This window comes from Streptomyces sp. LS-MS-L19, assembly GCF_058382285.1.
Genome location: NZ_JBYCLL010000001.1, coordinates 5750505 through 5773611, shown reverse-complemented (window position 1 = coordinate 5773611; position 23107 = coordinate 5750505). Strand labels below are relative to the sequence as shown.

Here is a 23107-nt window from a genome sequence, read left to right as displayed (position 1 = left end):
TTACTGGCCTCTCACCCCGTCGGACGCAACGCGGCGAGCCGCTCCTCGAAGGGCACGACGTCCTCGAAGCCGTCCGCCGTGGCGGGCCGGGCGGTGGCCCCGCGGACCGCCGACAGCCCGCTCATCAGCCCGGCCAGCTCCCCGGCCGCCCGCTCGATCCGCCCGTCCAGCCCTTCAGCGCCCCAGTCCTCGGAGGCGGCGTACACGCCGGTCGGCACGACGACGGCCTTCAGGTAGGCGAAGAGCGGCCGCAGGGCGTGCTCCAGGACCAGCGAGTGCCGGGCGGTGCCGCCGGTCGCGGCGATCAGCACCGGCTTCCCGGCCAGCGCGTCCGGCTCCAGCACGTCGAAGAAGGACTTGAAGAGTCCGCTGTACGACGCCGAGAACACCGGCGTGACGACGATCAGCCCGTCCGCCCCGGTCACCGCGTCGAGGGCGGCGCTCAGCGCCCGGCCCGCGAAGCCGTTGGTGAAGTTGTGCGCGATGTCGACGGCGAGCTCCCGCAGCTCCACGACCTGGACGTCCACCTCGGCGGTCCGTCCCACGGCCGCCGCGAGCCGGTCTCCCAGCAGACGGGTGGACGAGGGGACGCTCAGTCCCGCGGACACGACGACGAGCTTCATGCGACGACCTCCTTGTTCTGCGTGGCGGCCAGCAGGGACGCGTGGGTGGGGGCCTCCGGGACGTCGGCCGGCCGGTTCACCGCGAACTCCTTGCGCAGCACCGGTACGACCTCCTCGCCGAGCATGTCGAGCTGCTCCAGGACGGTCTTCAGCGGCAGCCCGGCGTGGTCCACGAGGAACAGCTGGCGCTGGTAGTCGCCGGCGTACTCGCGGAACTTCAGCGTCTTCTCGATGACCTGCTCCGGGGAGCCGACGGTCAGCGGGGTCTGCTCGGTGAAGTCCTCCAGGGAGGGGCCGTGGCCGTAGACCGGGGCGACGTCGAAGTAGGGCCGGAACTCGCGGACCGCGTCCTGGGAGTTCTTCCGCATGAACACCTGCCCACCGAGCCCGACGATCGCCTGCTCCGCCGTGCCGTGCCCGTAGTGGGCGTACCGGCTGCGGTACAGCTCGACCATCCGCTTGGTGTGGTCGGCGGGCCAGAAGATGTTGTTGTGGAAGAACCCGTCGCCGTAGTAGGCGGCCTGCTCGGCGATCTCGGGGGACCGGATGGAGCCGTGCCACACGAAGGGCGCGACGCCGTCGAGCGGCCGGGGCGTGGAGGTGAACCCCTGGAGCGGGGTGCGGAACTTCCCCTCCCAGTTCACGACGTCCTCGCGCCACAGCCGGCGCAGCAGGGCGTAGTTCTCGATGGCGAGGTTGATGCCCTCCCGGATGTCCTGCCCGAACCACGGGTAGACCGGCCCGGTGTTCCCGCGCCCCATCATCAGGTCCACGCGCCCGTCGGCCAGGTGCTGGAGCATCGCGAAGTCCTCGGCGATCTTCACCGGGTCGTTCGTGGTGATGAGGGTGGTGGAGGTGGAGAGGATGAGCTTCTCCGTCTGCGCCGCGATGTACCCGAGCATGGTCGTCGGCGACGACGGCACGAACGGCGGGTTGTGGTGCTCCCCGGTCGCGAAGACGTCGAGCCCGACCTCCTCCGCCTTCAGCGCGATCGCGACCATGGCCTTGATCCGCTCCCGCTCGGTCGGCGTACGGCCGGTGGTCGGGTCCGGCGTGACATCACCGACGCTGAAGATCCCGAACTGCATGCTCGCTCACCCTCCAGTTAGTTGACGGTTAAACTATAACCGCACGCCCAGGAGAACGAGGACTCACCCGCACATATTCCGCACCGTTCAGTGGCCCCACTCAAGGGGCGCGGGGCTGTGTCGGATGTGCGGCTACCGCCGCGCGGGCGCGACCAGCCCCCACGCCTATCGACACACCGCGCCCTCACCCACCCCAGGGGCGCGGGGAACTGCGCGACAAGCCCCCACCGGCCCGCACCCGCCCGACAACCGAACCCGGCACCCCCCTAGGCGCCCCACGCCTCACGGCACCAGCACAAGCCGCCCCCGCACCCCACCCTTCTCCAACCGCGCATGAGCCTCGGCCACCGAGTCCAACCCATACGTCTCGGCCACCCGCAGCGTCAGCACCCCCTCGTCCACCAGCCCCACCAGCTCGGCAAGCTGCGCCCCGTCCGCCGCCACCGACACGGACGCCGTCCGCACCCCGCGCACCGACCCGGGATGCGCCCCCGGCCGCACCCCCACATAGGCACCGCCGTCCCGCACCCACTCCAGCGCCGCCTCCCCGAGCACCGCCGTGTCCAGTACGGCGTCATAGCCCCCGGCGCGCGGCGCGGTCGTGAACTCCGCGGCCCCCAGGGACCGTACGAACTCCTCGTCCCCCTCCCGGGCCAGCCCGGTCACCGACACCCCCCGCCGTGCGGCGAGTTGCACCGCGAAGCCACCGACCGCACCCGCCGCACCCGTGACGAGCAGCGACTGCCCCTCGGCCAACTCCAGGATGTCCAGGGCCTGTACGGCGGTCAGCGCGTTCAGCGGCAGCGTCGCCGCGTGGATCGCGTCGACCGTGACCGGCGCCTGGGCCACCGCGTCCGCGTCGACGACCACGTACTCGGCGTGCGTCCCCAGGTCCTTCGTCAGCCCGTGGTACAGCGCCACCACCTGGTCCCCCACGCTCCAGGGAGCGTCCGCCCCCACCGCGTCCACGGTCCCCGCGACGTCCCAGCCGAGCCCGAGCTCCTTGTCCCCGCCGAAGAACCCGCCCCGGACCCCCAGGTCCACCGGGTTCAGCGCGGCACCGGCGACCTTGATCCGTATCTGCCGGGCCCCCGGCTCGGGCACCGCGGTCTCCACGACCTCCACGGCCTCGGGCCCGCCGAACGTCCTCACCAGAGCAGCACGCATGTCGATCACTCCATTGACCACTGTCAGCGCCGGCCTCTCCGCCGCTGACAGCAACCCTAGGAAGAGCTACTCTCTTTCAGTAAGTAGTTACCTGGAAGTGCGTTTGTCCCCCGGAGGTGAGCCATGCCGACCACGACGGCGGCCCAGCGGCGCGAACAGGCACGTGTGGAGTACGACGCGTTCATCCGGGGCTGCCCCACCAACCAGCTCCTGGACCGCCTCAGCGACAAGTGGGTCAGCCTCGTCGTCGCGGCCCTCTCCAACGGCCCCATGCGCTACAGCGACCTCAGCCGCAAGATCGCCGGCGTCAGCCCCAAGATGCTCACCCAGACCCTCCGCGCCCTGGAACGGGACGGCATCCTCAGCCGCACGGTCACCCCGTCGGTTCCGGTCAGGGTCGACTACGCCCTCACCCCCCTCGGCAGCAGCCTCGCGGCCCTCCTGACAGCGGTGAAGACCTGGGCGGAAACCCACATCGAAGAGGTCCACGAGGCAAGGGAGCGCTACGACACCTCAGCGGAGTGAGACACGCTCACCTGACCCACCGAGGGAAAGCGGACCCCGTCCGTCAGAAGTAGTACTCGTCCCCACTGTCCAGCACCAACACCCGCTGCCGGTCATTGACCCGGTTCAGATCCACCGTCCCCCCGTTCCACACCGTGTCGATCTCCAGCAGCACCTCCGACGGCACCCCCCGCAACCCCACCCGCATCTCCACCCGCTCCCCCACCGCGTCCGCCGCGAGCGCCCCCACCCGGCACAACACCACCCGCTCCGCCTCCCGGGCACACCCGTCGGGCAACGCCTGCTGTTCCACCAGCGGCTCGGACCACCGCAACCGCACCGTCGCGTCCGGTACGGCAGCCGGCCCGTGGTTCCGCGGCGTGAACCGCAGGTCCATCCGCCCGCCGGACAGGGCCGCGACCCCGTGATACGCCAGATCCGCCTCGGGCCCACCGGCAGCGACCGCCGTACCCCCGACCGCCGTACCCCCACCCACCAGCACCGCCGCCGCCACCGCCGCACCGCACACCGCAAGCACCCGCATGCCACCCACTCCTCGCTGCCGCCGCCCGAACCGCCGTGGTCGCATGGATGTATCCCACGAACGGCGAACGGCAGGCGCCCTCCATCAGGTGACACCACCGCCCGCCACACGGCATGCGAAGCTGACCCGCATGCTCGTAGCCCGCTCCGCCGCCCTCTTCGTCGTCGCCGCCCTCTTCGAGATCGGCGGCGCCTGGCTGGTGTGGCAGGGCGTACGGGAACACCGCGGCTGGATGTGGACCGCGGGAGGGGTCCTCGCGCTCGGCGCCTACGGCTTCGTCGCCACCTTCCAGCCCGACGCCCACTTCGGCCGCATCCTCGCCGCGTACGGCGGGATCTTCGTGGCCGGCTCGATCCTGTGGGGCATGGCCGCGGACGGCTACCGGCCCGACCGCTGGGACATCGCGGGCGCGCTGATCTGCCTCGCGGGCATGGCGGTGATCATGTACGCGCCGCGAGGAGACTAGGCCCCCCGCGTCACGGCGTCTCGTCGGGCAGCAGTCCGAGCTGCCCGAGGAACTCCATCTCGTCGAAGTAGAGCCGGTAGTCGGTGATCCGACCGTCCCTGACCGTCGCGATGTCGACTCCCCGGATGCTGATCTCCTTCTGCGTCGCGGGCAGCATCTCCCCGGTCGGCAGCTGGATGGGCCCGGTGTTGCGCCCGCTGAACACGCCCTCGTCGATGGCCGTGTCCCCGGCCTCGTAGGAGTGCAGTGGCTCGAACCGGGCGTTCGGGACCGCCTCCGTCATCTGCCGCCAGTACTCGACGATGTCCTCGCGCCCGTGGATCTCCCCCTCGTCGGGGGTGACGGCGACCGCGTCCTCCGCGTACAGCTCGGCGATGACCTTCAGGTCCGGGTGCGTGGTGAGCGCATCGGTGAGCCGGTCCATGACCTCACGCGCTTCTCCCATGATCCACCTCCGTGGTTCAGAGGATCACCCACCTCATCTTCCCACCGGCCCGCGATACGGACCGCCGGAGAGGGACACCGGGCGCCTGCCTATGCTGGCCGGCGAGGCCCGATCGTCCCCCGTCCGAGGAGCACCCCATGCCCAGCGCAGCGTCCCGCATCGCCGTCGTCACCGGTGCGAGCAGCGGAATCGGCGCCGCCACGGCCCGGCAGCTCGCCGCGGCCGGCTACCGCGTCGTCCTCACCGCCCGCCGCAAGGACCGTGTCGAGGCGCTCGCGGAGGAGATCAACGCGGCCGGCCACCAGGCCACGGCCTACCCGCTGGACGTGACCGACCGGGCCGCGGTGGACGAGTTCGCGACGGCCTTCAAGACGATCGGCGTCCTGGTCAACAACGCCGGCGGAGCCCTCGGCGCCGACCCGGTCGCGACCGGCGACCCGGCCGACTGGCGCACGATGTACGAGACGAACGTCATCGGCACCCTGAACGTCACCCAGGCCCTGCTCCCCAAGCTGGAGGCGAGCGGCGACGGCACGATCGTGGTCGTCTCCTCGACGGCCGGCCACGGCACGTACGAGGGCGGCGCGGGTTACGTGGCCGCGAAGCACGGCGAACACGTGCTGGCGGAGACCCTCCGCCTGGAGATCGTGGGCAAGCCGATCCGCGTGATCGAGATCGCCCCCGGCATGGTCAAGACCGACGAGTTCGCCCTGACCCGCTTCGCCGGCGACGAGACAAAGGCGTCCAAGGTCTACGAGGGCGTCGCCGAACCCCTCACGGCCGACGACGTGGCCGAGACCATCACCTGGACGGTAACCCGCCCCAGCCACGTCAACGTAGACCTCCTGGTCCTCCGCCCCCGCGCCCAGGCCTCGAACACCAAGGTCCACCGCGACCTGTGACCGGACCCGAGAAGGACAGAAAAGACCCCCACGACGAACGCCACATGTGGTGGTGGCTCGCCTACTTCCTCTTCGGCATCCACATCGTGGCGTTCGTCATGATCTACGCGGCGATGCACGCACCGAAGTGAACGTCTCACGGTCACCCACAGGGATGAACCTCTTCGATCACCCGAACACCCCCTGAACTGGCGACCTAGGCTCACGCCACAACATCAACAGAACGGCCCTCGGCAGGGCGGCAACCCGACCGAGGGCCTGACCGACATGGAAGTAGGCGCTTCCCTGTGGCTGAATGCGAGCCTAACGCTCCCCGGTTCATGGACCTGACGGTCCCCGAGTACGCGTACATGTTCGGCTTCTTGCAGGCGGACGGACACCTGTCTCAACAGTCCCGGCATCGGGGCCGGTTGACCGTCGAGCTCAACGCACGGGATGTCAATCTCCTGCATAGGTTCCAGAAGCTGACGCCATACAACAGCAGCATGACAAAGCGCACCCGGTCCACGAACTTCGCCGAGGTCCACACCTCGGCCACCTGGACCCTGTGCTCCCTCGAAGCCAGAACCAGGCTGAACGAACTCGGTCTGCCATACGGCCGCAAGTCGAAGACGATCGCCCCGCCGAGCGTCGAGTTCCCGCCCAACGACTATCTCCGAGGTTTCATCGACGCCGACGGTTCAGTGGGCTTCACCAAGCAAGGGCTGCCCTTCATCTCCCTCACCACACACAGCACGGCCATTGGCGCATACCTGTGTTCCTATGCCGAGAGCATCACGGGGGCTGAGCGCACTCTCAAGCGCAACGCCCGAGACGGCATCTACAACATCCTCTACGTGACGGAGAACGCTCAGCAACTGGTAGCCCACCTCTACTACCCGGGCTGCCTGTCGCTGGCCAGGAAGCAGAGCGCAGCCGATTCGCTTGCGGCTTGGGTCCGCCCTGCGGGCATGAAATTCCGACCTCCCCGCATCAAGTGGACTGCCGAAATGGACCGAGTCCTGCTCGCAGCTCCGACCATCGCCCATGCCGCTGCGGAACTCGGCTACTCCAACGGCCCTTGTCAGAACCGGCGATGGAAACTCCTTCATGGCGTAGTGCCGCTGCCCGACTGAGCATCGTGCGTTGGGCGCGGCGGACGGTCGCCGGGCCCAACACCGTTACTAGCCCTTCACACAGACGAACTGCTTCAGCTTCGCCACGACCTCGACGAGATCGCGCTGCTGCTCCATCACCTGATCGATGTTCTTGTAGGCGCCCGGAATCTCGTCCACGACACCGGAGTCCTTGCGGCACTCCACGCCCCGCGTCTGCTCCTCCAGGTCCCGTGTCGAGAACCGCCGTTTGGCCGCGTTGCGGCTCATGCGCCGACCGGCGCCGTGGGACGCCGAGTTGAAGGCCTTCTCGTTGCCGAGGCCCTTCACGATGTACGAGCTGGTCCCCATCGAGCCGGGAATGATCCCGTACTCACCGGAGCCCGCCCGGATCGCCCCCTTACGGGTGACCAGCAGATCCATGCCCTCGTACCGCTCCTCCGCCACATAATTGTGATGGCAGGAGATCTCCGGCTGAAAGGTCGGCTTCGCCTTCTTGAACTCCTTGCGGACTACGTCCTTGAGCAGCGCCATCATGATCGAGCGGTTGTACTTCGCGTACTCCTGGGCCCAGAACAGATCGTTCCGGTAGGCCGCCATCTGCGGGGTGTCCGCGATGAACACCGCGAGATCACGGTCGACCAGACCTTGATTGTGCGGGAGCTTCTGAGCCACGCCTATATGGAACTCGGCGAGTTCCTTGCCGATGTTGCGGGATCCAGAGTGCAGCGTGAGCCACACACTCCCCTCGGAATCGAACAGTAGCTCGATGTAGTGATTCCCCGCTCCAAGGGTCCCCATCTGCTTCGCAGCCCGCTCCCCCCGGAACTTCACCGCATCCGCAACCCCGTCGAACCGCCCCCAGAAGTCATCCCACCCAGCAGTGGCCAACCCATGGAACCGCCCCGGCTCCACAGGACTGTCATGCATCCCCCGCCCCACCGGAATGGCCTGCTCGATCTTCGACCGCAGCCGCGACAGATCCCCCGGCAGGTCGTTCGCCGTCAGGGACGTCTTCACCGCCGACATTCCGCAGCCGATGTCCACCCCCACCGCCGCCGGGCACACCGCACCCTGCATCGCGATGACGGACCCGACCGTCGCCCCCTTGCCGTAGTGGACGTCCGGCATGACGGCCAGGCCCTTGATCCACGGCAGGGTCGCGACGTTGCGCAGCTGCTGCAGGGCCACGTCCTCGACCGTCGCCGGGTCGGTCCACATACGGATCGGGACCTTGGCGCCCGGCATCTCCACGTACGACATATCGTCCTCATTCCCCCGGAAACAAACAGAAGTCTCAAAACGCAAAACCGGCGCCAAGGTCGACGAATGGGATGACGGACCGGCGTTCGCGGCTGTGCGTGCGATACACATTGTCTGCTGGGGACGCCCCCGCGCGGCAAGCGAATAACCTGCGGGGACACTGAAGATCCCCACGAGTCGGAGACATTCCGAGAGGAGCCCCACCGTGCAGCGGAAGGCCTACGTACCCGGCGTCGCCGCCCTCCTCGCGGCGCTGTTGGCCGGCTGCACCGGCAGCTCGGGCGGCGACGGCACGACGGACGACGCCAACCCCGGCGACGCGGGCACCGCCTCCGCGGTCGCCCAGCCCGGCAAGTACCGCACGCTCCCCGAGGCCTGCGGCGTGGTCAGCCAGAACACCCTGGACGCGCTGCTGCCCGGTATCCAGCAGATCACCGACGAGGACCAGCGCGCCAAGGCCTACGAGGGCGAGGCCACCCTCACCTACGACACGGACCGCAAGGTCGGCTGCCGTTGGAAGGTGGAGGCCGCGGACGCCACCGAGTACCTCTCGGTCGACTTCGAGCGGGTGGTGTCGTACGACAACGCGGTCAGCGACGACGCTCAGGCGCAGCAGTTGTTCGCGCAGGCCGAGGAGAAGGCGGATCTGCCGCCCGCGGCGACCGCCAGTGCCACCTCGGACGTGGAGGAGAGCGTCACCGCCGCCGGTCCCACGGCCTCCCCGTCGGCCACGCCGAGCGGTTCCGCGTCCGCCTCTGCGAGCGGTTCGTCCTCCGTCACCCCGGCCGATCTCCAGCCCCGGCTGCTGGAGGATCTGGGTGACGAGGCGTTCCTGGACGACGCGTTGGGCACCTCGGGTTCGACGGCCCAGCAGCGCAAGGTGACTGTGGCGTTCCGCACGTCCAACGTGATCGTGACGATCGAGTACGAGGAGCAGCCGACGACGATCGGCGCCACTCCGGACAGCAAGGAAATGCAGGACAACGCCCGGAAACTGGCCTCTCAGCTGGACGGGTCGCTGTCCGGTTGAGTGCTCTCCACACACCTTTCACGCACGCGCACGAAGCGTTCGAAGCTGGACCGCACGGCATCCTCACCGCGTACCGTGGCCCCTCGGACCCGATCCGACGGCAGGAACCACAAGCGTCATGAGTGAAGGAACCATGCAGCGACGAGCAGAGCGTGACCAGGTTGTTCAGCGAGCGAAGCGTCTTCACCGCGTCCTTGTCTGCGCGGCCGCAGTCCCGGTGATGCTGATCGCCGCCGGCTGCTCCTCCGACTCCGGCTCCGGCGGTGACAGCGGCAGCGGCGGCGGTTCGAACAGCGGCAAGGGTGCGGACAGCGGTGCCTCGGCGTCGGCTTCGGCGGCGCCCACGGTGCAGGCTGCGGCGTACAACTCGCTTCCCGACGCGTGCGGGACGCTGTCGAAGAAGACTTTGAAGGCGCTGGCCCCGGAGGCCTCGAAGGGCAAGAAGGGCACGTCGGAGGCGGGCACGCGGGGCAGTTGCTCCTGGAGCAGCCTCGACAACAACGGGGTGAAGGGCTCCCAGTTCCGCTGGCTGAACGTGTCGCTGCTGCGCTTCGAGTCGGACGCCTCGCGCGGTACGGGTGAGGCGCAGGCGGCGAAGTACTACGAGCAGCAGATCCAGGACGCCCAGTCGGTGGCCGGTGCGAAGAACACCAAGTCGCAGGCGGTGGGCGGGACGGGTGACGCGGCGACGCTGGTGCGCTACGACCTGAAGAAGAAGGAAGGCGCCTTCAAGCAGCAGACGGTGGTCACGCGCGTGGAGAACGTCGTGGTGACCGTCGACTACAACGGCGCGGGTCTGGCCGGCGACAAGACGCCGAGCGCGGACGACCTCGGCAAGCTGGCGGAGCGGGCGGCGAAGGAGACGGTGGCCGCGGTGTCGGCGGCGAACGGCGAGGGAGCGGCGAACCCGGCTCCGACCGGTTCGGCGTCCAAGGACCCTTCCAAGGCCCCGTCGAAGTCGGCGTCCCCGTCCGCTTCCCCGTCGAAGTCGGCCTCGAAGTCGGCATCTCCGTCCAAGTCGGCCGCGAAGACGAGCTGAAGCAGTACTGACGGCCCCTACCGGCCACCCGTGCGCAGCACACATGTGCCACTCTGTTGCGCGCAACAACACGTACAGGGAGGGGAGTACGGGTGGCCGCGCCCATGCAGTTGACTCGAATGCACCGCGTGCTCATCGGCGTGGTCGTGTTCGGCGCCGTGATCATCGCCGGCATCGGTTTCGCGGGGTCGTACGCGGCCGTCCGTGAGCTCGCCATCAAAAAGGGCTTCGGGAACTTCAGTTACGTCTTCCCGATCGGCATCGACGCGGGCATCTGTGTCCTGCTGGCCCTGGATCTGCTCCTCACGTGGATCCGTATCCCCTTCCCCCTCCTGCGTCAGACGGCCTGGCTGCTGACGGCCGCCACGATCGCCTTCAACGGCGCGGCGGCCTGGCCGGACCCGCTGGGCGTGGGCATGCACGCGGTGATCCCGGTGCTGTTCGTGGTCGCGGTGGAGGCGGCCCGGCACGCGGTGGGCCGTATCGCCGACATCACGGCGGACAAGCACATGGAGGGGGTCCGCCTGACCCGGTGGCTCCTGTCCCCGGTCCCGACGTTCCTGCTGTGGCGCCGTATGAAGCTGTGGGAGCTGCGTTCCTACGAGCAGGTCATCAAGCTGGAGCAGGAACGTCTCGTCTACCGGGCGCGTCTCCACTCCCGCTTCGGCCGGGCATGGCGCCGCAAGGCTCCGGTGGAGTCCCTGATGCCGCTGCGGCTGGCCCGCTACGGCGTCCCGCTGGCGGAGACGGCCCCGGCGGGCCTGGCGGCGGCGGGTATCGAGCCGGTGCTGCTGCCTCCGGCTCCGGAGCACGCCGAACTCCCGGCCGCCGCGCCGGTCGTAGCCGCGGACAGCCGTCCCGCCGTGGCGGCTCCCGTCCCGCAGCAGGCCGCTCCGGAGCCCGAGCCGGAACCGGACCAGAGCCCGTGGTTCGAGACCCCCAAGCAGGTCGAGTACCAGGGTGGCTACAACCCGGACTACGACCCCGCGGAGCAGTACAACCGCTGGTACGAGGAGCAGTTGGAAGCCGAGCAGTACGAGCTCCAGCAGATCCAGTACGAGGAGCCCGTGCAGGAGCCGTCGATGGAGGAGACCGGCAGTTTCCCCGTCCCGGTGGCCAACGGCCGCACCCGCGAGCTGGGCGAGGGCGGCGGCTCCCCGGAACCGACGGAGGACGACTTCTACCAGGTCTTCAAGAAGTCGATAGACGGCAGCTACCCCTCCCCCGGCCAGCTCAGGGGTGACGTGGAGGCGACGCACGGTGTGGTGCTCTCGCAGCGCGACGCCGAGCGCATGGTCAACCGCTTCACGAACCGCCACACGGCGGAGCTCCAGGAAGACCACATCGCATAAGGACGATCGCATAAGGACGATCGCATAAGGACATGAGAAGGGGCCCTCCGCTGTGGAGGGCCCCCTCGTCGTACCGTCTACTCCCCGAGCAGCGCCCGGACCCGCTCCTGCCCGACGGCCAGCAGCAGCGTGGGCAGCCGGGGCCCGGTGTCGCGGGACACCAGGAGCTGGTACAGCAGGGCGAAGAACGCCCGCTGAGCGGTCTTGATCTCGGCCGGCAGCTCCTTGGGCGTGGCGTCCGCGGAGAACCCGGCCTGCACCTTGGGCACGCCGTACACGAGGTGGGTGAGCCCGTCGAGCGACCAGTGCGAGGCCAGCCCGTCGAGCAGCAGCCGCAGCGACTGCTGGGAGGCCTCGTCGAGGGACTTCAGCAGCTCGGCGTCGGGCTCGCTGCGCACGATGGTCCGCTGGTCGGCGGGCACCTGCGTGTTGATCCAGGCCTCGGCCTTGTCGTACCGGGGCCGGGCCTCGTCCAGCACCGAGAGCGGGTTGTCGGGGTCCAGCTCGCTGAGGATGCGCAGCGCCTGGTCCTCGTGGCCGGCGGTGATGTCGGCGACCGAGGCGAGCGTCCGGTACGGCAGCACGCGCGCCGTCTTCGGCAGCTCGCCGCCGGCCGTCCGCACCGCACGGGAGTGCGCGGCGATGTCGGCCGGCAGTGCGGTGCCGTCGGCGACCTTGGCGTCCAGCTTGTCCCACTCGTCGTAGAGCCGCTGGATCTCCTGGTCGAAGGCGATCTTGAAGGACTGGTTGGGCCTGCGGCGGGCGTAGAGCCAGCGCAGGAGCTGCGGCTCCATGATCTTCAGCGCGTCGCCCGGGGTGGGCACCCCGCCCTTGGACGACGACATCTTCGCCATGCCGGAGATGCCGACGAAGGCGTACATCGGCCCGATGGGCTGCTGTCCGCCGAAGATCCCGACGATCTGCCCGCCGACCTGGAAGGAGGACCCGGGCGAGGAGTGGTCGACACCGCTGGGCTCGAACACGACGCCCTCGTACGCCCACCGCATCGGCCAGTCGACCTTCCAGACCAGCTTGCCGCGGTTGAACTCGTTCAGCCGGACGGTCTCGGAGAAACCGCAGGCGTTGCAGGTGTACGACAGCTCGGTCGTGGCGTCGTCGTAGGAGGTGACCGTGGTGAGGTCCTTCTCGCAGTTGCCGCAGTAGGGCTTGTACGGGAAGTACCCGGCGGAGCCGCTGGACCCGTCGTCCTCGCTCGCCGCGCCGGACCCCTCGGCGGCCTCGACCTCGGCCTCGTCGACGGGCTTCTGCTGCTGCTTCTTGGCGGCGGGGGCCTTCTTGGTCCGGTACTGGTCGAGGATCGCGTCGATGTCCGCGCGGTGGGCCATGGCGTGCAGGATCTGCTCGCGGTAGACGCCGGAGGTGTACTGCGCGGTCTGGCTGATCCCGTCGAACTCGACGCCGAGCTCGGCGAGCGCCTCGACCATGGCGGCCTTGAAGTGCTCGGCCCAGTTCGGGTGGGCGGACCCCTTGGGCGCGGGCACGGAGGTCAGCGGCTTGCCGATGTGCTCGGCCCAGGTCTCGTCGACACCGGCGACCCCGGCGGGCACCTTGCGGTAGCGGTCGTAGTCGTCCCAGGAGATCAGGTGGCGCACCTGGTGGCCCCGGCGCCGGATCTCGTCGGCGACGAGGTGCGGGGTCATGACCTCGCGCAGGTTCCCGAGGTGGATGGGGCCCGAGGGGGACAGTCCGGACGCGACGACGACCGGTTTGCCCGGGGCCCGACGCTCCGACTCCTCGATGACCTCATCCGCGAAACGGGAGACCCAGTCGGTGGTCTCAGCGCTCTGACCCACGATCGGCACGTCCTCTTTTACTGAATGGCGTTGATGGACCTCCACATTCTCCCACCCCTGGAGAGATGGCGGCGAAGCCGCCTCTCTCCAGGGGCGCGGGGCTGTATCGATTTGCGGCTCCGCCGCGGGGCGCGACAAGCCCCCACCGGCCCGCAGCCAAAAAAACCGCTTCCCACCCCATGGGATACTGACCGTGTCTATCTGATCCCCCGAGGAGAACGGCACCCACTCCCATGGCCCCGGTCACGTCCCTCAGCGACGCCGTCAACCAGCAGCTCACCTCCGCGATCTCCGCCACCCTGCCGGAGGCCGACGCGGACCCCCTGCTCCGACGCAGCGACCGGGCCGACTTCCAGGCGAACGGCATCCTGGCCCTCGCCAAGAAGGCGAAGGCGAACCCGCGGGACCTGGCCACGCAGGTCGTGGCACAGCTCGTCACGGGCGAGCTGATCAAGGACGTCGAGGTCTCCGGCCCCGGCTTCCTGAACGTGACGCTCACCGACCGGGCGATCACCGAGAACCTCGCCGCGCGGTACGAGGACGGCGACCGTCTCGGCGTGCCCGTCAAGGACAAGCCCGGCGTCACGGTGATCGACTACGCCCAGCCGAACGTGGCGAAGGAGATGCACGTCGGCCACCTGCGCTCCGCGGTGATCGGGGACGCCCTGCGCGGCATGCTCGACTTCACCGGCGAGCGGACGATCGGCCGGCACCACATCGGCGACTGGGGCACCCAGTTCGGCATGCTCATCCAGTACCTGATCGAGAACCCGGGCGAGCTGTCCGCGGAGACCGACAAGGACGGCGAGCAGGCCATGTCGAACCTGAACCGGGTCTACAAGGCGTCCCGGGCGGTCTTCGACGCGGACGAGGAGTTCAAGGAGCGGGCCCGGAAGAGGGTCGTCGCCCTCCAGTCCGGCGACAAGGAGACCCTGGACCTGTGGCAGCGGTTCGTGGACGAGTCGAAGGTCTACTTCTACTCGGTCTTCGAGAAGCTCGACATGGAGATCCGGGACGACGAGATCGTCGGCGAGTCGGCGTACAACGACAACATGCCGGAGACCGCCCGCCTCCTGGAGGAGATGGGCGTCGCGGTGCGCTCCGAGGGCGCGCTCGTCGTCTTCTTCGACGACATCCGCGGCAAGGACGACCAGCCGGTCCCGCTGATCGTGCAGAAGGCGGACGGCGGCTTCGGCTACGCGGCGAGCGACCTGACGGCGATCAGGAACCGCGTCGTCGACCTCCGGGCGACCACGCTCCTGTACGTCGTGGACGTCCGCCAGTCCCTGCACTTCAAGATGGTCTTCGAGGCGGCCCGCCGGGCGGGCTGGCTGAGCGACGACGTCACCGCGCACAACATGGGCTACGGCACGGTGCTCGGCGCGGACGGCAAGCCGTTCAAGACCCGTGAGGGCGAGACGGTGAAGCTGGAGGATCTGCTGGACGAGGCGGTGCAGCGGGCCGCCGAGGTCGTCCGGGAGAAGGCGCAGGACCTCACCGAGGACGAGATCCAGGAGCGGGCGGCGCAGGTCGGCATCGGCGCGGTGAAGTACGCGGACCTGTCGACGTCCCCCAACCGGGACTACAAGTTCGACCTGGACCAGATGGTCTCGCTGAACGGCGACACGTCCGTGTACCTCCAGTACGCGTACGCCCGTATCCAGTCGATCCTGCGCAAGGCGGGAGACGTACGGCCGTCCGCGCACCCGGAGCTCGAACTGGCCGACGCGGAGCGGGCGCTGGGCCTGCACCTGGACGCGTTCGGCGGCACGGTCTTCGAGGCGGCGGAGGAGTACGCCCCGCACAAGCTCGCCGCGTACCTCTACCAGCTGGCCTCGTTGTTCACGTCGTTCTACGACAAGTGCCCGGTGATCAAGCCGGCCCCGCCGAAGGACGTCGCGGAGAACCGCCTGTTCCTGAGCGACCTCACGGCCCGCACCCTCCACCAGGGCATGGCCCTGCTGGGCATCAGGACCCCCGAGCGCCTCTGACCGTCCCGTGGGCCGTCGGCCATTGTCAGTGGCTCCCCCTACAGTCACTGGCATGGCGACTCTTCCCAACCCGCTGCCCACCCTCGCGGCAGACCCGAGCGGTCGTTCGCTCGGACTCGGACTCCCTCTGGGGAGACTGATCGACGAGACGGACGAGGGGCCGTGGCACGAACCGCTGCTGTGGCATGCCGAGTACGCGGCGTCCTCCGGGGCGTGGAGCGCGCTCGGTGTGCGTGCCGCGCGGGCCGGTCTGCTGCCGGTGCTGATAGAGGTCGGCGGCAGCCAGGGCGGGCCCGGGGAGTGGGAGTTGCTGCCCGGGGAGATGTCGTACCCCGGGGATCACGACGCGGAGGAGGTCCTGGCGGACTTCTGGGAGTCGTACGCCGACCCCGGCGACGGATCCTGGCCGGGTCTCGCCGAGGCCCCCTCCACCCTCCCCGCCGACCCCGACACACGCGCCGCGGAGACGGCGGACGCGCTCCTCGACGAGGGCTCGTGGTTCAAGGACCCGCGTCTGGCCCTGGTCCCGGCCCGCCGCAGCGCGGACATCCCGGCGGCGATCGGCTGGCCGGGCCCGCTGAACCACGAGAACGACGTGGCGCGCCTGTGCGCGGTCCTGCGCTCCTGGGAGGACCGCTTCGGCATACGCGTCATCGCCCTCGACTTCGACCAGCTGACGGTGTCCGTCGCCGCCCCGCCGACCACTCAGGAGGCCGCGGAGGCCGTCGCCGCCGAGCACTTCGCGTTCTGCCCCGACAACATCACCCAGGGCCACCACCAGACCCTGCGCGAGTACGCCGCACACCAGGTACTGGACCAGCGCGTCTGGTCCTTCTGGTGGGACTGACCGGTTTCAGGAGGCACCCAGGGCAGGGAAGGCAAACCCGAGGTCTCCCCTGAGCAAATTCCCTCTCAAGTCACGCTCACTGCCTCCGGCTTACTGAATCCGTCGCTAAACTCCCTTCTCGTTTGCGGTCCTTAACAGGGGGAGGGCGCTCGGATGCCGGACGGCTTTTCCGTGGACCTCGGCGCGCTCCGCAAGGCCGCCACCGGGATCAGCACCACGCTGGACGCGATGGCCACCAAGAAGGTGAGCGACATCGACGTTCCCAAGGGCGACTTCGGGCACGACGAACTGGCCTCCGCGGTCGTCGACTTCACCGACCGGTGGAACATCGGCGTCACGCACCTGGCCTCCGACGGCTCCGAGGTCTCCGACCGGCTGAACCGCTGCGTCCAGAACTACGAAGCGGCCGAGGAACACATCCAGCTCTCCACCGAGGGCATCCTTCAGTCGCCCTCCGGAACAGACCCGGGGGCGTCCTGATGGCCGAGCTCGGCGAGACCTCGGATCCCCGCGCGCTCGTCCCCGGCAACCCGGATTCCCTGACCACGACCGCGCAGTCCCTGCTCGCCTACGGCGACGTCCTCGTCGAGGCGGGCGAAGGGCTGGCGAAGATCGACACCGTGGACGGCTGGCGGGGCCCGGCCGGCGACGCCTTCCGGGACCGCTTCCACGGCCAGCCCGCCCGGTGGACCGAGGCCGGCAACGAGTTCCACGCCGCGGCGAACGCCCTGTACGACTACCTCCACACCCTGCGGGCGGCCCAGCAGCGCGCCGCCGAGGCCATATCGCGGTACGCGCGCGGCGAGGCGGCCACCGCGAACGCCAAGAACGCCCACGACCGGCAGGTCACCGAGGCGCGCGGGAAGGGGGACACCACCGAGATCCCCTTCAACGATCCCGGTGAAGCGGACCGGGCCGGCGCCCGCGCGGATCTCGACGCCGCTCGCGGCAATGTGGACACCGCCGGGCACACCGCGGCCGCGCTGGTGCGGAAGGCCACCGAGTCCGCCCCGGAGCGCCCGGGGTTCTGGTCCAAGGTCGGCGACGTCCTCGGCGATGTCGGCGACGGGCTGGTGGACGGCGGCAAGACCGTCGTCAACGACCTCGCCTCCTTCGGCAACGCCATGGTCCAGCATCCGGGCGACAGCGCGGCGATGCTCGGCGGCATGCTCCTGGCCGGTGTCAGCGCCGGTGGTGAGGGTCTCGGCGTCGCGCTGGACGCCACCGGGGTCGGTGCCATCGCCGGTGTGCCCCTCAACGTGGTCTCCGCCGCCGGGATCGCCACGGGTGTCGGGCTGGCGGGCGCCGGCGCCGTGGACCTCGCCCAGCACGCCACGAGCGACTCCCGGGTCGAGCCTCTCCGGATGAACAGCGAAGGCTCCGGGACCGGGGGCTCCTCCCAGCAGCCCGCCTCCGATCTGATCAAGAACGGCCAGCAGTACAAGGGCACCGGCGGCCGCGCGGGAAACAACCTGCCGGTGGAGAACGGCCCGAAGGACGGCACCCTCTACAAGACGGACCCGCAGACCGGAAAAGTCACCAACTACACGACGTACGACTCCGAAGGCCGTGCGGTGAAGCGGGTGGACCTGGAGGGCCGTCCACACGGCGGGGTGGACACCCCGCACGTCGTAGAGTACGAGCGCAACACCAACCCGAAGACCGGCCAGGTCTTCGTGCGCCCGTCGAACGAAGTACGCGCCGCGTTCCCGTGGGAGATCCCGTGACCAGCAGCAAGCCGTCGTGGTCCGACCGGAGGCCGCCGGCGTTCTTCACCAGCTGGCGCACCGACTGGAAGAACGAGGACCTCACCCCGGCCAACTACCTCGACTTCGAGGGCGGCCTGCGCTTCGTCCTAACCGCGGCCTGGCTGTTCTGCCCCGAGACGGTCGAGTACCGCGGCGGGGTGTTCCTCAAGGAGCGGTTCGGCCAGGAGAACGTCGACAACTGGTTCACGAAGCTGGGTGACGACAGGGAACGTGTCGAAGCAGTCACCAACCAGGTCAAGTTGTGGGACACCTTCGGCAACACACCCCTGACGGACGACGATCAGCTCGGCGAGGAACTGCCCCAACTCGCCCTGGCCCTCGGGGAGTGCTGGCAGGGCGTCCTGTCCGCCCGGTACCCCGACCTGGAGATCACCGTCGAGGTGAGCGACGAGGAGGACGGCTCCTACGGTCCGACGGTGACCTTCTGGACCTCCCCGTCCGTCTCACCCTTCGGCTAGCGCGTCCCACCCCCGGCAGGGCCGCCCCGCAGTCCCGCCCCCAGCCTCCGCAGCCCCTCCCCGATCTCCTGGGGCGTCTGCGTCACGAAGCACAGCCGCAGGGTCGACCGGTCGGGCTCACCGGCGTAGAAGGGCGCCCCCGGCACGTAGGCCACATCGCGGGTCACCACCTGCGGCAGCAGCGCGGTGGTGTCGTACGACGACGGAAGGCGCGCCCAGAGGAACATGCCGCCCTCGGGGCGCGTCCAGGTCGATCCCGGGGGCAGGGCCTCGCCGAGACCCGCGAGCATGGCGTCCCGGCGCTCGCCGTAGACGCCCGCGACGTGCCGCACATGGGCGTCGAGGTCCCGGTCGGCCAGGTACCGTGCCGCGGCGAGCTGGTTGACGGTGGGGGTGTGCAGGTCGGCGGCCTGCTTGGCGACCGCGCAGGCCCGCCGCAGCTCGCCGGGCGCCCGCAGCCAGCCGAGCCGCAGTCCGGGTGCCATGACCTTGGAGAAGGAGCCGAGCAGGACGACCCGGTCGCGGGCGTCCTCGTGGGCGGCGATCCACGGCACCCGCTCGCCCTCGAAGCGGAGTTCGCCGTACGGGTCGTCCTCGACGATCCACAGCCCGCACCGCGCGGCCACCGACGCGACGGCGGCCCGGCGCTGCGCGGACATGGTCCGGCCGGTCGGGTTCTGGAAGGTGGGCACGGTGTAGAGCAGCTTGGGCCGCTCCCGCAGGACGAGCTCCTCCAGCGCCACGGGATCGGGCCCTTCCTCGTCCCCCGGCACGGCGACGACCCGGGCGCCCGCGAACCCGAAGGCCTGGAGGGCGGCCAGATAGCAGGGACTCTCGACGAGGACCGTGTCCCCGGGCTCGATCAGCGCGGTGGCGAGCAGCGACAGCGCCTGCTGGGAGCCGGTGGTGACGAGGACGTCGTCGGGGTCGGTGGGCAGCCCGCGCACCGACATCCGCTCGGCGAGGGCCGCCCGCAGCACGGGCTCCCCCTCGGTGGTCGCGTACTGGAGCGCCCGCGAGGGCATCTCCTCCAGCACCGCGCGGTACGCCTCCGCGATCCCCTCGGCGTCGAACAGCTCCGGGGCCGGCAGCCCGCCCGCGAAGTTGATCACCTCGGGGCGGGCGGTGACGGCGAGGATGTCCCGTACCGGCGACCCGCCGACCGCCCGGGCCCGGGCGGCGAGCGGCGGCACGGAAGCGAACGTGGGCACCGTCATGGGCACGGCTCCTTCGACTGCGACGACGACTGGTTGCCGCGCAGCCTAAGGAACCGAGTGCCACCTACAAGTACCTTTCCGCGATACGGACGCCGGGCACCCGCTCACGCCTTGGTGCCGGTGGCCCCGTAGACGTTGATGTCGTCGTCGGTGACGTCGTTGATGTCGCGGTAGCGGATCTTCTCGATGTCGTCCAGCGCCTCGAAGTCCTCCGCGTCGATGGCGGGCGGCGCGGGCGCGGGACCGGGCTGCCACAGGTGCGCGGGCACCACACCGGGCTCGTCCAGCGACAGGCCCGGCACCTCGGTGAAGAACCGCTCCACCTCCGCCTTGGACCGGAACACGAAGGTGAACCCGCGCTCGGTGTACGTCCGCTGGACCGCGCGGGTCGGCTCGGGGTGCATCTCGTCGGTCAGGTGGCTCAGCACGAGCCGGCTCCCCGCCGGCAACGCCTCGACCAGCTCCCGCACGATCGGATAGGCCTGCTCGTCCTCGACGAAGTGCAGGATCGCGACCAGGCACAGCGCGATCGGCCGGTCGAAGTCGAGGGTCTTGGCGGCCTGTTCGAGGATCCGCGCGGGGCTCGTGAAGTCGGCGTCGATGTAGTCGGTACGCCCCTCGGGCCCGCTGGTGAGCAGCGCCCGCGCGTGGGCCAGCACCACCGGGTCGTTGTCGACGTACACGACCCGCGCGTCGGGCAGGATCCGCTGGGCGATCTGGTGGACGTTCTCGCCGGTGGGCAGCCCGGTGCCGATGTCGAGGTACTGCCGGATCCCGTCCCGCTCGGCCAGCCGCTGCACGGCCCGCCGCATGAAGTCGCGGTTGTGGCGTACGTCGAGGTAGCCGCGGGGGTTGGCGGCGAGCGCGGCGGCGGCCGCCTCGCGGTCGGCGGGGTAGTTGTCCTTGCCGCCGAGGAAGACGTCGTAGACGCGGGCCGGATGTGCCTTGGTGGTGTCGATCCTCTTGGCCAGCTCGGCCGGGTCCTGGCTCAGCGCGTCACCGGACATGGGCGTCTCCCCTATGAGTCGGTCCTTCAACGGACAACCACCACGATGGTCAAGAACCTAACTCGCGGGGGCAGTTGATGGTGCCCGGTGCCCGACTCGGGCCGTCCCGCATCCCACGACGACGCCTCGGGACACAACATCCCCGCAGCTCAGGCCCGTTCCCCCGATCGGCACGTCCCGAATTCGCCGCCGAGGCTGGCGTACGCCCCACCCGCCCCGCAACCTGATCCCATGCCCACCCGACCCCACACCCCCCGCACCCGCACCGCCACCGCCCTGCTGACCCTCCTCGCGCTGCTCACCCTCTCGGGGTGCAACGACGGCCAGGGCGTACGGGACGAGGGCCCGGCCAGGGCCGGGGCGGCCGCCGTGGCCCCCGCGGAAAACCAGAAGGCCGCCCGGCACTGACCGGGCGGCCTCGAAGGGGAGCTACGGCTCAGACGTGCGCCGGGGCCAGCTTCGGGTTGGGGCCGTACTTGTTGTCGCCCGGCTCGCTGTCCAGCACCGAGAAGACGAACAGGGTGATGCCACCGACGAGCGGAACGAAGCCGAACAGGAACCACCAGCCGGTGCGGCCCGTGTCGTGCAGGCGGCGCACGGTGACGGCCAGGCCGGGCAGCAGGAGCGCGACGTAAGGGAGGAACACGAGCCACGACTGCTTGGTGGCGAGGCTGATGACGAGGAACAGGACGTAGATGATCCCCGCGAACAGCGCGAACATCCAGTATTCCTTGCGGCGCGCACGCCCGCTGAAGACCGCGTACTTCTTGAGAACTTCGATGAACCAGCTCATGGTGGTGTCCCCCCAGAGATCGCCGTTCGGAACCGTTCCGAATGGATCAGGCCAGGCGCAGAAGATATGGAGGATGTCGGGAACTCGTCAATTCAACGGATGTAAGCGCTCCATCAAATCGAAGGCCCGACACGGCCCGACAAATCCACCCCATCCGGGTGCGAATTACGGACAGATCACCAGAACCTCACCGGGCCAACCGGGGCCTGTTATCCGGACGTTGACGGTTCGAGCTCCAGCCGTGTCCGGACCGAGCTCGAACCGTTGCCGTGACACGCCGTCCGGCGGCCTCGTCAGCGCAGCTTCTGGGCCACCTCGGTCGCCCAGTAGGTGAGGATGTTCCGCGCCCCGGCCCGCTTGATTCCGGTCAGCGCCTCCAGGATCGCCCGGTCCCGGTCGATCCAGCCCTTCTCGGCGGCGGCCTCGATCATCGAGTACTCACCGGAGATCTGATAGGCGGCGACCGGCACGTCCACGGCGTCCGCGACCCGCGCGAGGATGTCGAGATAGGGCCCGGCCGGCTTGACCATCACCATGTCGGCGCCCTCCTCCAGATCGAGAGCGAGCTCCCGCAACGACTCCCGCGCGTTGGCGGGATCCTGCTGGTAGGTCTTGCGGTCCCCCTTCAACGAGGACCCGACGGCCTCCCGGAACGGCCCGTAGAAGGCGGAGGCGTACTTGGCCGTATAGGCGAGGATGGCGACGTCCTCCCGCCCGATCTGGTCAAGGGCGTCCCGTACGACCCCGATCTGACCGTCCATCATCCCGCTGGGCCCGACCACGTGGGCCCCGGCGTCGGCCTGGACCTGAGCCATCTCGGCGTACCGCTCGAGAGTCGCGTCGTTGTCGACCCGCCCCTCCGCGTCCAGCACCCCGCAGTGCCCGTGATCCGTGGTCTCGTCGAGACACAGATCGGACATCACGAGCAGCTCGTCACCGACCTCGGCCCGCACGTCCCGGATGGCGACCTGGAGAATCCCGTCAGGATCGGTCCCCGGCGTCCCCAGGGCGTCCTTCTTCGACTCCTCCGGCACTCCGAAGAGCATGATCCCGGACACCCCGGCGGCCACCGCCTCCGCCGCGGCCTTCTTCAGGCTGTCCCGCGTGTGCTGCACCACCCCGGGCATCGCCTCGATCGGCACCGGCTCACTGACCCCTTCCCGCACGAACGCGGGCAGGATGAAGTCGGCCGGGTGCAACCGGGTCTCGGCAACCATGCGCCGCATCACCGGAGTGGTCCGCAGCCGCCGCGGCCGCGCACCGGGAAAGGATCCGTACGTCGTCATACCCCTAAGCTACGCCCGCCCCGCGAGCACCTTTGCCGACGTCACGTCGGACCTGGGGCGCCTATGGGGGTGCCGGTTGCGGTAGTGGGGCGGCTGCGAGTCCGTCGCGGCTGGTCGCGCAGTTCCCCGCGCCCCTGGGTGGGGACGGTGAACGCTCCTGAAGCCGCCGACGGCGCGCAGGGGACGGGGTGGGGGGTGTCCGCCCGCAGCGGCCGGCGTCCGGAACCGGGCCCCTTTTCGATGGACCGAGCCGCCGGACCGAGGACGGATACCCCCACCCCGGCCCCGACCCCAAACCGACCGCACGCGCTACACGCACCCCCACCGGACCGCAACGGGCCGCCGCAGGCATCCAGGGGCGCGGGACTGTGTCGATATGCGGCTCCGCCGCGTGGGCGCAAAAAACGC

Annotated in this window: 25 protein-coding genes; 14 read left to right on the top strand and 11 right to left on the bottom strand. The window is 69.7% G+C overall.

Annotated features, from left to right (window positions below; all coding sequences use genetic code 11):
- Positions 1-11: 11 nt before the first annotated feature.
- The 3 genes from AC2XR2_RS25780 to AC2XR2_RS25770 form a co-directional block, all read right to left on the bottom strand.
- Positions 12-623, bottom strand: coding sequence for an FMN reductase (locus AC2XR2_RS25780; RefSeq protein ID WP_381305367.1), 612 nt, complete (start codon positions 621-623; stop codon positions 12-14).
- Complete coding sequence (locus tag AC2XR2_RS25775) at positions 620-1711, bottom strand: LLM class flavin-dependent oxidoreductase (RefSeq protein ID WP_330265162.1); 1092 nt, start codon at positions 1709-1711, stop codon at positions 620-622. Before AC2XR2_RS25775 ends, AC2XR2_RS25780 begins: the two co-directional genes overlap by 4 nt.
- A 282-nt stretch (positions 1712-1993) precedes the next feature.
- Positions 1994-2878, bottom strand: coding sequence for an NADP-dependent oxidoreductase (locus tag AC2XR2_RS25770; RefSeq protein WP_491516413.1), 885 nt, complete (start codon positions 2876-2878; stop codon positions 1994-1996).
- A gap of 123 nt (positions 2879-3001) precedes the next feature.
- Between AC2XR2_RS25770 and AC2XR2_RS25765 the strand changes: the two genes are divergently transcribed.
- Positions 3002-3403, top strand: a complete 402-nt coding sequence (locus AC2XR2_RS25765; protein WP_330265164.1) for a winged helix-turn-helix transcriptional regulator — start codon at positions 3002-3004, stop codon at positions 3401-3403.
- Between the two features lie 43 nt (positions 3404-3446).
- Here the strand turns inward: AC2XR2_RS25765 and AC2XR2_RS25760 are convergent, their stop codons facing one another.
- Positions 3447-3926 (bottom strand): hypothetical protein, encoded by a 480-nt coding sequence (locus tag AC2XR2_RS25760; protein ID WP_491516412.1) that lies wholly within the window; start codon positions 3924-3926, stop codon positions 3447-3449.
- Between the two features lie 130 nt (positions 3927-4056).
- On the opposite strand from AC2XR2_RS25760, the gene AC2XR2_RS25755 reads away from it, so the two are divergent.
- A complete protein-coding gene (locus AC2XR2_RS25755; RefSeq protein WP_330265166.1) occupies positions 4057-4392 on the top strand; it encodes a YnfA family protein in 336 nt (111 codons plus the stop codon).
- Positions 4393-4402: 10 nt separating this feature from the next.
- Here AC2XR2_RS25755 and AC2XR2_RS25750 read toward each other — a convergent pair whose 3' ends face one another.
- Positions 4403-4837 carry an ester cyclase gene (locus tag AC2XR2_RS25750; protein ID WP_381305358.1) on the bottom strand — a complete coding sequence of 145 codons (435 nt, stop codon included), beginning with the start codon at positions 4835-4837 and terminating at the stop codon, positions 4403-4405.
- A gap of 137 nt (positions 4838-4974) precedes the next feature.
- On the opposite strand from AC2XR2_RS25750, the gene AC2XR2_RS25745 reads away from it, so the two are divergent.
- The 3 genes from AC2XR2_RS25745 (at position 4975) to AC2XR2_RS25735 (ending at position 6854) form a co-directional block, all read left to right on the top strand.
- Positions 4975-5739 (top strand): SDR family NAD(P)-dependent oxidoreductase, encoded by a 765-nt coding sequence (locus AC2XR2_RS25745; protein ID WP_491516411.1) that lies wholly within the window; start codon positions 4975-4977, stop codon positions 5737-5739.
- Positions 5736-5870 (top strand): hypothetical protein, encoded by a 135-nt coding sequence (locus AC2XR2_RS25740; protein WP_258318921.1) that lies wholly within the window; start codon positions 5736-5738, stop codon positions 5868-5870. The genes AC2XR2_RS25745 and AC2XR2_RS25740 overlap by 4 nt, the downstream gene beginning before the upstream one ends.
- Before the next feature lie 189 nt (positions 5871-6059).
- Positions 6060-6854 (top strand): hypothetical protein, encoded by a 795-nt coding sequence (locus tag AC2XR2_RS25735; RefSeq protein ID WP_491516410.1) that lies wholly within the window; start codon positions 6060-6062, stop codon positions 6852-6854.
- Between the two features lie 48 nt (positions 6855-6902).
- Here AC2XR2_RS25735 and AC2XR2_RS25730 read toward each other — a convergent pair whose 3' ends face one another.
- Positions 6903-8096 carry an RtcB family protein gene (locus AC2XR2_RS25730; protein ID WP_381305349.1) on the bottom strand — a complete coding sequence of 398 codons (1194 nt, stop codon included), beginning with the start codon at positions 8094-8096 and terminating at the stop codon, positions 6903-6905.
- A gap of 205 nt (positions 8097-8301) precedes the next feature.
- Here AC2XR2_RS25730 and AC2XR2_RS25725 point away from each other — a divergent pair, with 205 nt between their 5' ends.
- The 3 genes from AC2XR2_RS25725 (at position 8302) to AC2XR2_RS25715 (ending at position 11517) form a co-directional block, all read left to right on the top strand.
- Entirely contained in the window at positions 8302-9126 is an 825-nt protein-coding gene (locus AC2XR2_RS25725; RefSeq protein WP_449351553.1) for a DUF3558 domain-containing protein, read from the top strand.
- Between the two features lie 133 nt (positions 9127-9259).
- Positions 9260-10165, top strand: coding sequence for a DUF3558 domain-containing protein (locus AC2XR2_RS25720; RefSeq protein ID WP_381305343.1), 906 nt, complete (start codon positions 9260-9262; stop codon positions 10163-10165).
- 104 nt (positions 10166-10269) lie between these two features.
- Positions 10270-11517 (top strand): DUF2637 domain-containing protein, encoded by a 1248-nt coding sequence (locus AC2XR2_RS25715; RefSeq protein WP_381305340.1) that lies wholly within the window; start codon positions 10270-10272, stop codon positions 11515-11517.
- A gap of 77 nt (positions 11518-11594) precedes the next feature.
- Here AC2XR2_RS25715 and lysS read toward each other — a convergent pair whose 3' ends face one another.
- Positions 11595-13340 (bottom strand): lysine--tRNA ligase, encoded by a 1746-nt coding sequence (gene lysS / locus AC2XR2_RS25710; RefSeq protein WP_491516409.1) that lies wholly within the window; start codon positions 13338-13340, stop codon positions 11595-11597.
- A 224-nt stretch (positions 13341-13564) separates the two neighbouring features.
- Between lysS and argS the strand changes: the two genes are divergently transcribed.
- From argS to AC2XR2_RS25685, 5 genes are all read left to right on the top strand, one after another.
- Positions 13565-15322 (top strand): arginine--tRNA ligase, encoded by a 1758-nt coding sequence (gene argS, locus AC2XR2_RS25705; RefSeq protein ID WP_449352471.1) that lies wholly within the window; start codon positions 13565-13567, stop codon positions 15320-15322.
- A 52-nt stretch (positions 15323-15374) separates the two neighbouring features.
- A complete protein-coding gene (locus tag AC2XR2_RS25700; RefSeq protein ID WP_381305331.1) occupies positions 15375-16169 on the top strand; it encodes a DUF4253 domain-containing protein in 795 nt (264 codons plus the stop codon).
- A gap of 153 nt (positions 16170-16322) precedes the next feature.
- Positions 16323-16649, top strand: a complete 327-nt coding sequence (locus AC2XR2_RS25695) for a hypothetical protein (protein ID WP_381305328.1) — start codon at positions 16323-16325, stop codon at positions 16647-16649.
- On the top strand, positions 16649-17896 hold the full coding sequence (locus AC2XR2_RS25690) for a putative T7SS-secreted protein (protein WP_381305325.1): 1248 nt from the start codon (positions 16649-16651) through the stop codon (positions 17894-17896). The genes AC2XR2_RS25695 and AC2XR2_RS25690 overlap by 1 nt, the downstream gene beginning before the upstream one ends.
- On the top strand, positions 17893-18396 hold the full coding sequence (locus AC2XR2_RS25685) for a hypothetical protein (RefSeq protein ID WP_491516408.1): 504 nt from the start codon (positions 17893-17895) through the stop codon (positions 18394-18396). Before AC2XR2_RS25690 ends, AC2XR2_RS25685 begins: the two co-directional genes overlap by 4 nt.
- Here AC2XR2_RS25685 and AC2XR2_RS25680 read toward each other — a convergent pair.
- Together AC2XR2_RS25680 and AC2XR2_RS25675 are read right to left on the bottom strand one after the other, a co-directional pair.
- Positions 18393-19613: an aminotransferase-like domain-containing protein gene (locus AC2XR2_RS25680; protein WP_381305319.1), complete on the bottom strand. Its 1221-nt coding sequence runs from the start codon at positions 19611-19613 to the stop codon at positions 18393-18395. The genes AC2XR2_RS25685 and AC2XR2_RS25680 overlap by 4 nt on opposite strands.
- Before the next feature lie 104 nt (positions 19614-19717).
- A complete protein-coding gene (locus tag AC2XR2_RS25675) occupies positions 19718-20620 on the bottom strand; it encodes an SAM-dependent methyltransferase (RefSeq protein WP_381305317.1) in 903 nt (300 codons plus the stop codon).
- A 231-nt stretch (positions 20621-20851) separates the two neighbouring features.
- Between AC2XR2_RS25675 and AC2XR2_RS25670 the strand changes: the two genes are divergently transcribed.
- Positions 20852-21028, top strand: a complete 177-nt coding sequence (locus tag AC2XR2_RS25670) for a hypothetical protein (protein WP_381305314.1) — start codon at positions 20852-20854, stop codon at positions 21026-21028.
- A gap of 28 nt (positions 21029-21056) precedes the next feature.
- Here AC2XR2_RS25670 and AC2XR2_RS25665 read toward each other — a convergent pair whose 3' ends face one another.
- Together AC2XR2_RS25665 and hemB are read right to left on the bottom strand one after the other, a co-directional pair.
- Positions 21057-21413: a DUF805 domain-containing protein gene (locus tag AC2XR2_RS25665; protein WP_381305311.1), complete on the bottom strand. Its 357-nt coding sequence runs from the start codon at positions 21411-21413 to the stop codon at positions 21057-21059.
- Between the two features lie 293 nt (positions 21414-21706).
- The gene (gene hemB, locus AC2XR2_RS25660) at positions 21707-22699 is read right to left on the bottom strand and encodes a porphobilinogen synthase (RefSeq protein ID WP_449352473.1); all 993 of its coding nucleotides are present in this window, start codon (positions 22697-22699) and stop codon (positions 21707-21709) included.
- Positions 22700-23107: the final 408 nt, after the last annotated feature.

Coding starts and splice junctions, on each gene's coding strand:
- AC2XR2_RS25715 (WP_381305340.1), top strand. CDS start 10,270: ATGCAGTTGACTCGAATGCACCGCGTGCTCATCGGCGTGGTCGTGTTC.
- AC2XR2_RS25700 (WP_381305331.1), top strand. CDS start 15,375: ATGGCGACTCTTCCCAACCCGCTGCCCACCCTCGCGGCAGACCCGAGC.
- AC2XR2_RS25760 (WP_491516412.1), bottom strand. CDS start 3,926: ATGCGGGTGCTTGCGGTGTGCGGTGCGGCGGTGGCGGCGGCGGTGCTG.
- AC2XR2_RS25665 (WP_381305311.1), bottom strand. CDS start 21,413: ATGAGCTGGTTCATCGAAGTTCTCAAGAAGTACGCGGTCTTCAGCGGG.
- AC2XR2_RS25720 (WP_381305343.1), top strand. CDS start 9,260: ATGCAGCGACGAGCAGAGCGTGACCAGGTTGTTCAGCGAGCGAAGCGT.
- AC2XR2_RS25670 (WP_381305314.1), top strand. CDS start 20,852: ATGCCCACCCGACCCCACACCCCCCGCACCCGCACCGCCACCGCCCTG.
- AC2XR2_RS25770 (WP_491516413.1), bottom strand. CDS start 2,878: ATGCGTGCTGCTCTGGTGAGGACGTTCGGCGGGCCCGAGGCCGTGGAG.
- AC2XR2_RS25735 (WP_491516410.1), top strand. CDS start 6,060: ATGGACCTGACGGTCCCCGAGTACGCGTACATGTTCGGCTTCTTGCAG.
- AC2XR2_RS25750 (WP_381305358.1), bottom strand. CDS start 4,837: ATGGGAGAAGCGCGTGAGGTCATGGACCGGCTCACCGATGCGCTCACC.
- AC2XR2_RS25745 (WP_491516411.1), top strand. CDS start 4,975: ATGCCCAGCGCAGCGTCCCGCATCGCCGTCGTCACCGGTGCGAGCAGC.
- AC2XR2_RS25765 (WP_330265164.1), top strand. CDS start 3,002: ATGCCGACCACGACGGCGGCCCAGCGGCGCGAACAGGCACGTGTGGAG.
- AC2XR2_RS25675 (WP_381305317.1), bottom strand. CDS start 20,620: ATGTCCGGTGACGCGCTGAGCCAGGACCCGGCCGAGCTGGCCAAGAGG.
- hemB (WP_449352473.1), bottom strand. CDS start 22,699: ATGACGACGTACGGATCCTTTCCCGGTGCGCGGCCGCGGCGGCTGCGG.
- AC2XR2_RS25680 (WP_381305319.1), bottom strand. CDS start 19,613: ATGACGGTGCCCACGTTCGCTTCCGTGCCGCCGCTCGCCGCCCGGGCC.
- AC2XR2_RS25730 (WP_381305349.1), bottom strand. CDS start 8,096: ATGTCGTACGTGGAGATGCCGGGCGCCAAGGTCCCGATCCGTATGTGG.
- AC2XR2_RS25775 (WP_330265162.1), bottom strand. CDS start 1,711: ATGCAGTTCGGGATCTTCAGCGTCGGTGATGTCACGCCGGACCCGACC.
- AC2XR2_RS25695 (WP_381305328.1), top strand. CDS start 16,323: ATGCCGGACGGCTTTTCCGTGGACCTCGGCGCGCTCCGCAAGGCCGCC.
- AC2XR2_RS25690 (WP_381305325.1), top strand. CDS start 16,649: ATGGCCGAGCTCGGCGAGACCTCGGATCCCCGCGCGCTCGTCCCCGGC.
- AC2XR2_RS25780 (WP_381305367.1), bottom strand. CDS start 623: ATGAAGCTCGTCGTCGTGTCCGCGGGACTGAGCGTCCCCTCGTCCACC.
- AC2XR2_RS25755 (WP_330265166.1), top strand. CDS start 4,057: ATGCTCGTAGCCCGCTCCGCCGCCCTCTTCGTCGTCGCCGCCCTCTTC.
- argS (WP_449352471.1), top strand. CDS start 13,565: ATGGCCCCGGTCACGTCCCTCAGCGACGCCGTCAACCAGCAGCTCACC.